Annotated in this window: 7 protein-coding genes; all 7 read right to left on the bottom strand. The window is 38.1% G+C overall.

What is annotated here, in order from left to right:
• Positions 1-22: 22 nt before the first annotated feature.
• Positions 23-1,588, bottom strand: coding sequence for a sugar porter family MFS transporter (locus SJY30_RS17490; protein WP_396633401.1), 1,566 nt, complete (start codon positions 1,586-1,588; stop codon positions 23-25).
• A gap of 31 nt (positions 1,589-1,619) precedes the next feature.
• A complete protein-coding gene (locus SJY30_RS17485) occupies positions 1,620-3,374 on the bottom strand; it encodes an arylsulfatase (RefSeq protein ID WP_396633400.1) in 1,755 nt (584 codons plus the stop codon).
• A 12-nt stretch (positions 3,375-3,386) separates the two neighbouring features.
• A complete protein-coding gene (locus tag SJY30_RS17480; protein ID WP_396633399.1) occupies positions 3,387-4,544 on the bottom strand; it encodes a mandelate racemase/muconate lactonizing enzyme family protein in 1,158 nt (385 codons plus the stop codon).
• Positions 4,545-4,553: 9 nt separating this feature from the next.
• Complete coding sequence (locus SJY30_RS17475) at positions 4,554-5,834, bottom strand: MFS transporter (protein ID WP_396633398.1); 1,281 nt, start codon at positions 5,832-5,834, stop codon at positions 4,554-4,556.
• Positions 5,835-5,846: 12 nt separating this feature from the next.
• On the bottom strand, positions 5,847-7,256 hold the full coding sequence (locus SJY30_RS17470; protein WP_396633397.1) for a sulfatase: 1,410 nt from the start codon (positions 7,254-7,256) through the stop codon (positions 5,847-5,849).
• A 93-nt stretch (positions 7,257-7,349) separates the two neighbouring features.
• Entirely contained in the window at positions 7,350-9,101 is a 1,752-nt protein-coding gene (locus SJY30_RS17465; RefSeq protein ID WP_396633396.1) for a RagB/SusD family nutrient uptake outer membrane protein, read from the bottom strand.
• 12 nt (positions 9,102-9,113) lie between these two features.
• Positions 9,114-12,308, bottom strand: a complete 3,195-nt coding sequence (locus SJY30_RS17460) for a SusC/RagA family TonB-linked outer membrane protein (protein ID WP_396633395.1) — start codon at positions 12,306-12,308, stop codon at positions 9,114-9,116.
• Positions 12,309-12,666 lie beyond the last annotated feature (358 nt).

The raw sequence follows: 12,666 nt of genomic DNA, 5'->3' as shown, positions 1-12,666 counted from the left end.
ATGTTTAATTACGATATTAAATTTATTTTTTTAGAAGTGCCAATTGTATTTCTTCAATGCTCATATTCTTGGTTTCTTTTAAATACCTCCATATAATAATCACACCTACGGTAACGGTAGCTGCATAAAAAAGAAAAATAGCACTACCACCCATTGTGGCTAATTGCCACGGAAAAAATTGTTGTACTACATAGTTGGTTAAACTTGTAATTATAGTAAAGAAGGGTATGGCAATACCCCGTATAGAAATTGGGAATATCTCAGAAAACAAGACCCACATGATCGGTCCGACAGAAAAATGGAATGCCGCAATAAAACTTAAAAGACCAATTAGAATTAAAGTAGCGTTTAAATCTGCCGCTTTTTCCAAGAGCATGCTGCTATTATTACGCGCACCCTCTTCCCCTAACACTTCTTTTAAAGCGCCTTTAAACTCAGTATCACTACCAAATTCTTTACCCACAAGTACATGAAGTTTATCAACACCCACCATATCCGTCATTTGAGAAATAGCATCTTGGGTAATAGTATAGCGGGCACTTTTAAATCCGTAAGAACACATACCTAAACTAATGATAATCCATATCATGCCAAAAATAATCATTGGTTTACGCCCAATCCTATCAATCAACAAAATGGCAAGTACGGTAAATATAATACTGGTTAGTCCAATCCAAATAGCTTGAGCAAATGCAGCATCCGTTCCTAGACCTAACTGTTCAAAAACCGTAGGTGCATAAAACAAAATTGCATTTATTCCAGTAGATTGTTGCACAATGGCTATCGTTGTAGCGATGATTAAAATATTGCGCATTGGTTTACTGAAAATCTCCTTAAACTGAGCCACCATTGAACGATTTTCATCTCCCTTATCCAAACTCTTTTGAGTCTCTTGAATATGTTGGTCAATTTCATTAGAAGGAATAATTTTTGACAAGGTTCTTTTGGCATCGGCGATTCTGTTTTTATACACCAACCAAGCAGGACTTTCTGGTATAAAAAATAAAAGTACCAACCATACCAAGGCAGGTAATATTTCGGAAGCAAGCATCCACCGCCATGTATTTTCATTAACACCCCAACTTATTGCCCATTCTGCCCCAGACCCAATAGCTTGCAAAATCAAATAATTAATAAAATATGCCATTGATAAACCTACCACTATATTAATTTGGGTCATGGATACTAGTTTACCACGTAATTTTGGAGGTGCTATTTCACCAATGTACATTGATGCCAATGAGATGGAACTAAAAGCTAAACCACCTATAAAACGAGCAATAACCAAAGTCCAATAGTCTGGTGCCAATGCCGAAACTATAGCAGAAAAGAGATAAAGAACGGCCACAATCTGTAGCGTTCGTTTACGACCAAATTGATTACAGGCATAACCTGCAAAAGGTAATGCCAATAATACGCCTAGTGCAGGTGCACTTACAGCTGTACCTAGTTGTAAATCTGTTAAACCGAATTCTTGAGAAATAAAGTTTACCGTCCCCGATATTAATGCAGCATCTAACCCAAAAATAAATCCACCAATTGCAACTATTACAGCATAGGTAAATGCTCTATTATTCTGTGCTTTCATATGTTATTAATTAGCGATTTTGTATCTTTTTCTACTTAATATCCATCCGTTTTACATCGACAAATAGCGGTCCTGTTGCCAACCTTCCAATTTTGAAATAGGCATGAAAATTACCTTCTCCTTTTGGTAATGGGACATCGCTGAAAACAACGTTTTTTTGACCTTTACGAATTGGTTTTTTAAGATGCATGTCATTATATTTTAGATGAGCGACACCATCTGAAGTCACCTCTGGCAAATCTAAGCTTACCGAATACGCCCCTAATTCTGTGGTTACCCGCCAATGCCCCAATTCGTTTTTAGAAATTACTCGTGGTCCGCCCCAATCGAACCTCGATAGATTTACTTCTAATTGTTGCGACGTGCCTAAATGTATTCTTTGAATGCCTTTGGCGTCTCGTTCTTCTGTAACCTCATCGAACCAATTTTCATATTCAGCCAATAGCTGCTCTACCATTTCAGGATGTTTTGCAGCTAGATTGATTCGTTCGCTTGGATCATTTTCAACGTCATAGAGTTCTAAATTTGCAAGTACTTCTTGCAATTCTTCATCTTTAGGCTGGTACAAAATACCATGTGGAAAATCGTGCGGACTAATCAATTTATATTTTTGTCCCCGTACAGCAAAATGCATGTATTTAAAAGGCGTGGGCCCATAATGCATTTGGGTAAAGAACAAACTATTCTCAAAAGCATCTGCTTCTCCTTTCCATAATGGCAAAAGAGATTTACCATCTATATTCTCTGGAGCAGCTACGTCACAAGCATCTAATATGGTAGGTAAAATATCAATGACGGTACCCATGGTTTTTGAGGTTTGATCAGGATTTATTTTACCCGGCCACCTTACAAAAAAGGGCACTCTTATTCCGCATTCATATACACTTGTTTTAGTCCCTCTTAAATTAGCCGTCCAACGGCCAGGATATACGTCGTTTTTAGTTCTTCTATTTCTTGGACCGTTGTCAGATAAAAAAATTACAATGGTATTTTCCTCAATCCCCAACTCCTTTAATTTTTCTAATACACGACCTACATTATAGTCTATATTATCGATCATTCCATAGGTTAACGCATTGTCTTCATGCAATCCTTTTTTACGATATGGCTCAGCACGTTCATCAGGAACTTGTAATGGAAAATGCGGTAAATTGGTCGCTAAATAAGCTAAAAAAGGCTTTTTATTCTCTTGAGCAATGAAATCTATAGCGGCATCGGTAAAAATATCATCGCAATAGCCTTCATACTTTTTAGACACGTTATTATGCTCTAAAACTGGATCGAAATACGTGTTTCCTGCAGGACCTGCAGCCTGCCCTATTCCGCCGCCTTTATGCACCAAAGCTTCTTGAAATCCCTGATCTGTTGGTCTCATTGGAACATTATCGCCTAAGTGCCATTTTCCAAAAATGCCTGTTCTGTATCCGTTTTCCGCAAGAATTTCAGCCAAAGTTTCTTCAGAGGTATTCATGAAATGATCTACTTGAGTTACCGCGGTTACCCCGGTTCTATATGGATACCTACCTGTTAGTACTGCTGCACGAGAAGCAGAACAATTAGGGTATGCAAAAAAATGGGTCATCTCTACACCTTGCTCTCCAATAGATTCCATATTCGGAGTTTTTAAATACGGATTACCGTGAGCACCAATATCACCGTAGCCCTGATCATCGCTCATCATAATAATGACATTTGGGCGATCTTGTGATCGTAAAATTGAACCTGCAGCAATAATTGTTACCACTAACAATATTCTTGACCATTTGAACTTTAGGTGTGTACTCATAATTCTATTTCTTTACCAATTTGTATAAGATCCGTCTCTCTTTTTTAAACGAGGGGTTTCTACCGGAATAAATTTTTTGGACGAGGCTAATTCTTCATTAAACTCAACACCTAACCCTGGCACATTTGGGATAATATATTTGGCACCATCTAATTGGGGTTGTATCGGATAAAATTCAGCATCATTGGTACCCGGTTGCTCTGCAGGTGTATTAATTTCTTCTAACCATGCTACATTAGGGCATGCTGCCGCCAAATGAATAGAAGCCGCCGTACAGATCGGACCTAACGGATTGTGCGGCATTAAGTCAATATAATGGGCTTCTGCTATAGCAGCAACTTTCATCGCTTCTGTTATACCGCCCACATTACATACATCTACCCTAGCAAATTGTGTTATACCTCTTTCTATATACGGCAAAAATTGCCATTTACTTGCAAACTCCTCTCCTATGGCAAATGGTATATCTATCATATTACGAAGACTTTCATATGCTTCTGGCGTTTCATCTCTAATGGGCTCTTCGATAAAATCTAAAGTTCCATGCGGCATTTTAGATAGAAACGAAAAAGTCTCGGCGGCAGATAGTCGATGGTGATAGTCGATACCCACAACTGGATCAGGCCCTATTACTTCTCGCAATTTTGTAATCCACTTAGAGATTTTGGCGATAGATTCCCTTGGTTCAAAAAAAGCCCGACTGTTCTCTTCATATTCAGCTGGTGCCAAACGAAGTACTTTCCACCCCTCTTTAATTAAAACCCGAGCTCTATTGATCAGTTCTTCTTCTGTAGTAAATCTTAAAGAGGCAAAACAATCTACATGGTTTCTTTGTTTACCACCCAATAATTCATAAACAGGCACACCTAAAGATTTACCTTTAATATCATATAAGGCAATATCTATAGCAGAAATAGCCGCAGTTAACACACGACCTCCTTCAAAATATTGACCTCTATACAAATCTTGCCAAATGGCTCCAATTTGATTTGGATCTTTACCTAGTATATTAGGTCTAAAATGGTCTACTGCACCCATGACCGCTAGTTCTCTTCCTGACAAACCAGATGCACCCCAACCATAAATACCGGCATCAGTCTCCACTTTAATAATCAATTGGCTACCAAAACCTATATTGATCGGAAATGTTTTTACTGCTGTAATCTTCATATATTATTTTTAAACTTGGGATTTTACCACTTCAATTCTTTTTACTTTACCAACGATCAACAAAAAGGATAGGAAACCAAGCAGAGTCATTGCGCCTATAAAATATAATGCCGGACTAAAATCTCCATCCTTGACAAGTAACCCTATTACTACCGGAACTACCACTGCAGACAACCCGCCTATTAAATTAAATACGCCTCCAACCAAACCGATCAAATGTTTTGGCGCCATTAACGAAACAAATACCCATGTGATCGAAGCAAGTCCATTACCGAAAAAAGCAAGGGTCATAAATAAAATGACGTAAAAGGTATCATCTGTAAAATTGGCTCCGATAATACTGACCGATAACAATAAACCACATAATACCGGTGCTTTTCTTGCAATCTCCTTAGACTTTCCTTTTTTAATCAAATAGTCTGATGTGAAACCAGAAAGTAAAACACCTGCAAATGCAGCGAGAAAAGGAAGCGATGCCAAAAAGCCCGACTTTATAAAATCCAACCCTCTATATTCTACCAAGTAAGTCGGAAACCATGTCAAGAAAAATATGGAAACAGATCCAACACAAAATTGACCTAGATATACTCCCCACAATTTTCTGTGTTTAAAAGCTTGCGCTAAATCTGACCAACTAAATTTTGTTTTTTCGACAGATGTATTACTGGCTTTTACTAATCCGTCCCCTTCTCTAATATGCGCTAATTCTTCGGTACTTACAGATTTATGTTTCTCTGGGTCACGGTAAAATACATACCATACAATAGCCCAAAGTATACCTATAATACCTGATATTATAAATAACCCTCTCCATCCCAATTGATCTTGAATTACCGTAAGAACAGGAAATAAAAATGCCAAACCAATAAATTGCCCCGAAGTATAAATAGCTATTGCAGAAGCCCTTTCATTCTCGGGAAACCACTTTGTAACGATAGCATTATTTGCGGGATATGCCGGTGCTTCGAATATTCCGATACTTGCACGTAAGCCCAACAAGATTATAAATGAATTCACAAAACCTTGCAAAAGGGTAGCTATGGACCAAAAGAAAAGCATAAGACCATATAACAACCTAGCACCTATTTTATCTACAACAATACCACCTGGTATTTGCAGCGCAACATAGGTCCACCCAAAGGCAGAAAATATTAACCCTAACTGAACCGATGACAGATCTAAGGCTTCTTTTATGGCAGGGGCGGCAACAGATATATTGGTTCTATCCAAATAATTGATAACTACACTTCCGAAAATTAAAGCAAGTATGTTATAACGTTTCTTGGTCATAAAATTGACATTCTATTTTTGAGATTCTCCATTTAAATACTTTGATTGATCTCTGTACTCGTCCATACGATCTATATCGACTTTTTCAAAAGATTTTTTAAGCATCCATCGGGGTCTTTCTAAGGTAAGTTCCCAAGCAAAAAGCTCTTTGAAAAGTTCTTTCACCATTTCTGGATGATCGGCTACCACATTATTAGTTTCTGAAATATCTAACGGTATATTATAAAGTTCTGCAGGCCTATCTGGATATCTTATAAGTTTCCAATCTCCTTTACGAATAACACCTCTTGCATCTTTCTTCCAAAAAAGTGTTTCGTGAGGTCTTGCTTTATTATTACCATTGATAAAAGGCATAAGATTTACACCGTCAATATCTTTCAATTCCTTTTCATTACCACCTGCGGCTGCATAAAAGATAGGCAACAGATCCAATGTACTTATAGGATAATCATATACCGTATTCGGTTTTATTTTTCCTGGCCACTTCATTAGAAACGGCACTCGTATTCCACCTTCTAAATGACTAGACTTGGTTCCGCTTAACGGATAATTTACACCTGCATTCTTATCGGTAGGTCCGCCGTTATCATTCGTAAATATTACAATGGTATTGTCTTCAATACCTAATTCTTTTAATTTATCTAAAACCTTACCACAGGCACGGTCTAGTGCCAAGGTCATAGCGGCAACGGTCTTTCGCTTACCTTGTAAATTCGGAAATTGTTTTAAATCATCTTCCGTAGCATCCATGGGCGTATGAACCGCATTAAAAGATAATATGGTAAAAAATGGTTTTGATGCTTTTGCATTTCTTTCAATAAAATCTAGGGATTCTTTGGCAAGGGCATCTGTCAGATAATTTTCTGGCTCTACAAAATTCCCAAATCCGCGTTCCATTAGATCCAATTCACTTGCAGGTGCATCTGAATATGGAAAATAACTTCTTGCACCGCCTCTAAATCCATAAAATTCATCGAAACCACGCTTTGTTGGGTGAAATCTATCATCTCCCCCTAAATGCCATTTACCATAAAATGAAGTGGCATAGCCTTGTTCTTTCAAATAATCTGCAATGGTCACTTCTTCTACAGGTACGCCCATTTCTCGGTCATCTGCAGCGGAAACGGCACTCATGTAACCAGGCACATTATTTTCTTCAAAACCGAATCTTTGTTGATATTTACCTGTAATCAAACCTGCCCGTGATGGACCGCAGGTTGGATCAGATACGTAAGCTTGTGAAAAACGTACGCCCTGTTTTGCCAACTTATCTAGATTAGGGGTCTTCATTATCTTACTGCCATGAAAACCAAAATCGGCATAACCTGCATCATCTGAGAACAATAGCACAATGTTTGGTTTTTTCTGTGCCGAAGAACATAAAGCCATAAGACAAATTGCTACAACAACTATTTTTTTCATTACATTTTTTTTAGAGTTCTACATACTTTTTAGAAGGAAAGCCGGAGACATGCTCCGGCTTTGAACCTCTTAAATTAAACAAACTACTATTAATTAATATCCTTCATTTTGCACAAGTGCCTCAGTTCTATTTATTTCCGATTGCGGTATTGGTAAATAGTACTGCTTTTGATCAAATGGTCTTGTTTCAATCGTAAATTCTTCATATGAAACATTTTCGTCAAGCTCTTTTGTCCAGGCCAAACCTTTCACATCAAAACCAAGATTATCTTCATTTAACCAACGTCTTTCGTCAAAGAAGTTATGACCTTCAAAGGCAAGCTCAACCCTTCTCTCTCTTTTAATCGCCTCTAAAAGTTCTGGACCGCTTGCGGTAATGGCAGGTTGTAAAGCTCTTTCAGAAACTCTACTTACATACCTTCTTGCCGTCTCTTCATCTCCAGCTCTATACGAAGCCTCTGCATAATTTAAATAAATTTCTGCGAGTCTATATATGATATAAGGTCTTCCAGGACTTGCTTGTTTTACGTCTGTACCCAATGCCTCATTTTGAAATTTACGCATTGCATAACCTGTTGTAGAACCATGTCTAAAATTCCCTAAAGTTTGTTGGTCTTGCGAAAAAGAATCCAAACCATCTGGCACCACAGTGTTATCTACAGAAATAGAATAATCAATAGGTCTTCCTCTAAAAACCGCCCCTTGATAATTGATGTTGGCATAAAAACGCATTTCGCGGTTCTCGTAAGGGTTGGCAGCATCAAAAGAAGGACTTTCAGTAGTAGTACCATCTTCCATATTGTAGATCATAGTATAGTTGTGCAATGGTGTTGAAAGACCCCATCCATCAAAACCTCTAGGCGACTGCGCATTGTCTGGCTGTGTCGTAACATCTGTACCGAACCCAAAAACAGTACCGCCAAAAGGTCTAGCGAACAAAATATCTTGATTTGCCGATAAAAACAGTTCTTGGTAAGCCTTTGCATTTGGTGTGCTAATCAAATCTCTGTCACCGACCAAATCAATTACGGCTGCGGCAGCATCTGCGGCATCTTGCCATTTATTTGGCTTATCATATGTATACAACTCTAGATTAGATGATTGCGGTGCCATAGCCGGGTCGTGCAAATCACTGGCCGCATATAACAATGTCCTAGATTTAAGGGCCAATGCAGCTAATCTTGTAGCTCTACCAAATTCTCCACTATCTCTAGTCAAAGGTAAAAGGGGTGCAATTTCATCGATTTCACTTACTATAAATTCTACAACCTCTTGATAGCTGTTACGTGGTATATTAAAATCATCATCTAGTGTGGCAGCAGAAGTCAATAATGGTACACCGCCATAGAATTTTAATAATTTTGAATACTGATTGGCTCTCAAAAATCGCATCTCTGCCTTAAGTGCTTCAATTTCATCAGGATTATTTTGTTGTGCCTCACTTTCTTCGACCAATTCCAAAAATACATTTGCTTGCCTTACATAGGTCCAAAGATCTTGCCACTTTTGACCCAACTGACCTACATTCGCAGAAGTCCACCCTCTAACTACATTGAAACGATCTAGTGCTTGCGTAGCCGCGTTAAAATTCATTCTTGCTTCAAAAGAGGCAATTTCCACATTCATATAGCGCGCCCAAAACTGACTACCGGCCCCAAATGATTCTGTACTATTATATGTGGTAAGTAACAATAATTCTACTTGCTCAGGCGTACTAAGTACCAAATCACTGGCAAAAGAATCCCTCACATCTATTTCCAAACTATCTTCACAAGCACCCAAGCTAAAGAGGATGATTGTTAGTACCATGGTACTATATCTTTTAATCGATTTATATTTTTTCATGATCATTTTTTTTTAGAAACTAAAATTAACACCCAAAGTATATGTTTTTAGAGGGGTATATTGTGCTCCTCTAAAGTTGTTATAACCCGTAGCTTCCGGGTCAAGACCCAAATCCCATATATCCGAGAAGAAAGTGGCTAAGTTAAAGCCTCTAGCAAACAGGCGAACATCAGCAAATTTGACAACATCGCTTTTTAAAGTGTACGACAGTTCAACTTCTTTAAGTCGCACAAAAGAGGCATCAAAATAATATATGTCGGCAAAACCATCAACTCCGTCTACTTGTCCTCCACTAATTGCATCACCTTGCGCAAAGGCTCTTGGATAGATTGAATTTGTGTTGCTCGGTGTCCATCTTTCATTGAATACAAATTCTGGTTTCGCACCTGATTGATCAAAGAATACCAGGGTTTCAGCTTCAGCTTGTCCTTGGAACAAGAAATTCAAGCCAAAAGATTTATAATTAAAGCCCCCGTAAATACCATATTGTACCTGCGGAATGTTAGAAGTCGATGTTCTGATAAAATCATTTCCATCTACTATACCATCTTCATTTACGTCTACGTAAATTGGTTCTCCTGGCACAGTACCCTCTCTTTTTATTGCAGTAGCATCAACTTGCGCTTGATCTCTAAAAATACCATTGGTAGGGAAAACTCTATTATATGAATCTATAGGCTTACCGGCTTGTTTTTGGGAATCTAGAATATTATCACCTTCTGGTAATGAGATTACCTCGTTACGAGCGTTCGTAAAATTCATTCCTAAATTATAAGAGAAGTTATCGCTTACTTGATCATTCCAAGCTAATTCAAATTCGTAACCCCAGCTTCTGGTCTCACCTATGTTTTCAGCCGGAATTTGACTGTTCTGTAGTCCAATAAACCCAGGGATAGCTCCTGATCTGTTCACCAAAATATCTGCCCTATCTTGTTCATAGTAGTTGAAATCACCAGATAGTTTATTATCGAACAAAGTAAAATTCAAACCAATATTCCAAAGTTTGGCCGTTTCCCAGGTAACATCGGTATTTGCCAATCTAGAAAGGTTATAGGTATTGAAAAAACTTTCGCCTCCTTCACCCAAAACGTAGTAATTTGGAAATCTCGTCGCCAATGGGTTGTTTGCATTACCTGTATTCGTTCCAAGATCGAACAAGGAAAGGAATTGGTTTGGACCAATACGATCGTTACCCATTTCTGACCAAGAAGCCCTAAGTTTTAACCCGTCGATCCAACTTACATTCTCTAAAAAACCCTCTTTGTCTATTGCCCAGGAGCCTGCTACACTAGGGAATGTACCATAACGATTGCCTTCTCCAAATCTACTGGACCCATCATAACGCATGGTAAAATCAATGAAGTATTTTTTCTTGAAATCATAAGATAACGACCCAAAGAAATCTTGTCTCTTAAACTCAGAACTTGTTCCCCCAGACGACTGTCTATCATCATTGTTACCTTGAAACAATTCGCCTCTGCTAGCATCAGGAAATCCACCGACTTTCGTTGCAAAGAAATTATTAGAATCGTTGGTCAACCTTTCCATTCCTACGAAGGTGCTTATGGAATGATTACCAAAAGTATTATCGTAATGTAAACGTGCATTGTAAATTTGCTCATCAAACTTGCTAAAACTTTCCGTTAAGATACGTTCTGTTCCTTGCTGGTTAGATCCAATTCTAGGTTCAAAAGTACCATCATCCAATTGAGCATAAAACGTCCACGGAGAATACCAAGATTTTGAATTGGTTTCAATTTTTCTGAACCCTGTAAATCCTTTTATACTTAAACCCTTTAAAACTTTATCCAAGTTCCAATCTGCCGTGAAACGACCTGTTGTCGTGTTCGTGAAATTATCTTCAAAACCAGAGGCATTACTTGAGGTTAAAATAGGATTACCTTCATCCCCTCCTCTTGCCGGAAGACCATTAGGGTATCTTGCTATTTCGTTTGGCGGTAGTGCAAAAATTAGCTTATAAATATTATTTGCGTTAACACCTGGCGCAGTCCTTTTACCAAAACGTGTAGCCAAATCCACTCCTAGCTTAAAGCTATCCGTTAAATTGACATCGATATTAGAACGTAATTGATATTGCTTAAAACCCAAGTCTCCTGATTTATACAAACCCTTTTGGTCAATAAAATCTCCACTGACAAAATATTTAGCCTTTTCGGTTCCACCAGAAACAGATAAAGATGTTCTTGATTCTGGAGAAGTCTTTGCCAATACCTCATCGGCCCAGTCTGTATTTGGAAAACCTGCAATATCCCCAGGTGTAAATACAGGGTCTGCATCGGCACCATTAACTCTTGCATTTATTTCATTCTCGTAAGTTGCATACTGGTTTACATCCATCAACTTTGGACGCTTTGTAAAAGACGAAACGTTATAAGCATGCGAGAAATTTATTTTCGGCTTTCCGCTCTTACCTCTTTTTGTGGTTACTAAAATAACCCCATTGGCCGCTCTTGAACCATAAATTGCCGCCGAACCATCTTTAAGAACTGTAAGTGATGCAATGTCTTGTGGCGCCAATTGCGAGAACGATCCCGAAGGAACACCATCTATAAGTATCAATGGAGTGTTATTACCTAAGGTAGATTTTCCCCTGATCAAGATCGTAGTGGCATCATCATCTGTACTGCCACCACCGCCGTTGCCTGCACCTGGCACACCACCACGGTCACTAATAATTAGACCAGAAGCTCTACCTGCCAATGATTTGGCAACATCTTTACTTGATGATTGTTCAATTGCCTTACTATCAATAGTACTTACCGATCCTGTTACTTCTCCCTTTTTCTTGGTGGTATACCCTAAAACTACCACTTCATCTAATTTTGAAGCGTCTTCTTCTAAAGTTACGTTGATTACTGATTGACCGTCAACCGTAATTTCTTGGGTTGCATAGCCGATATAGGAAAAAACCAAAACCGAACCGTTAGCTACGGTCAAGGAATAATTTCCATCAAAATCTGACTGGGCTCCTGAAGTAGTACCTTTTACCACAACACTTGCGCCAGGCAAAGGACCTTGAGCATCTGATATAATACCGGACACCGAAACATCTTGAGCCAATGCATTAGTTACACTCAAGAACATAAATAGAATAGTGCAAAGCCATATTCCATGAATTTTTTTAAAATAAAAACAACTCCCCATAAGGTTGTTTTTATTTGCGACTGCTTTTTTCAATTTTTCCATAAAGCTTTCTCTTGTTGATTTAAGTTTAGTTTAAGTATTTCAATGTGTTTACATGTTTGAATTTGAGCTAGATACGCAATACCCTTAACCCACCTTTAACATTTACTTTACAAAAGAAGCGGAAGCTACGCTGTTTTAACACCAAAAAATTACCTAGTACTAGCATTATTTTAACCCTTTTGATTTCTTGTTAAATTTTAGGGTAAAATTTTGCGAATATAATATTATGATATGTGCGTTTTAAGCACATACTTAAAAAAAGAGCTATAAACAAAGAATAGTGTAAACAGAGGGTTTGAGAACCAGGTATTTATAGCCTTACCTAAAAAAACCGGTTTACTAAAAGTAGAAATGTAAA

It is taken from the genome of Maribacter sp. R86514 (assembly GCF_044597005.1).
Lineage (GTDB): Bacteria > Bacteroidota > Bacteroidia > Flavobacteriales > Flavobacteriaceae > Maribacter.
Note: the sequence above shows the minus strand (reverse complement) of the source record. Positions and strands in the feature narration are given on the sequence as shown.

Coding starts and splice junctions, on each gene's coding strand:
- SJY30_RS17490 (WP_396633401.1), bottom strand. CDS start 1,588: ATGAAAGCACAGAATAATAGAGCATTTACCTATGCTGTAATAGTTGCA.
- SJY30_RS17485 (WP_396633400.1), bottom strand. CDS start 3,374: ATGAGTACACACCTAAAGTTCAAATGGTCAAGAATATTGTTAGTGGTA.
- SJY30_RS17480 (WP_396633399.1), bottom strand. CDS start 4,544: ATGAAGATTACAGCAGTAAAAACATTTCCGATCAATATAGGTTTTGGT.
- SJY30_RS17475 (WP_396633398.1), bottom strand. CDS start 5,834: ATGACCAAGAAACGTTATAACATACTTGCTTTAATTTTCGGAAGTGTA.
- SJY30_RS17470 (WP_396633397.1), bottom strand. CDS start 7,256: ATGAAAAAAATAGTTGTTGTAGCAATTTGTCTTATGGCTTTATGTTCT.
- SJY30_RS17465 (WP_396633396.1), bottom strand. CDS start 9,101: ATGAAAAAATATAAATCGATTAAAAGATATAGTACCATGGTACTAACA.
- SJY30_RS17460 (WP_396633395.1), bottom strand. CDS start 12,308: ATGGAAAAATTGAAAAAAGCAGTCGCAAATAAAAACAACCTTATGGGG.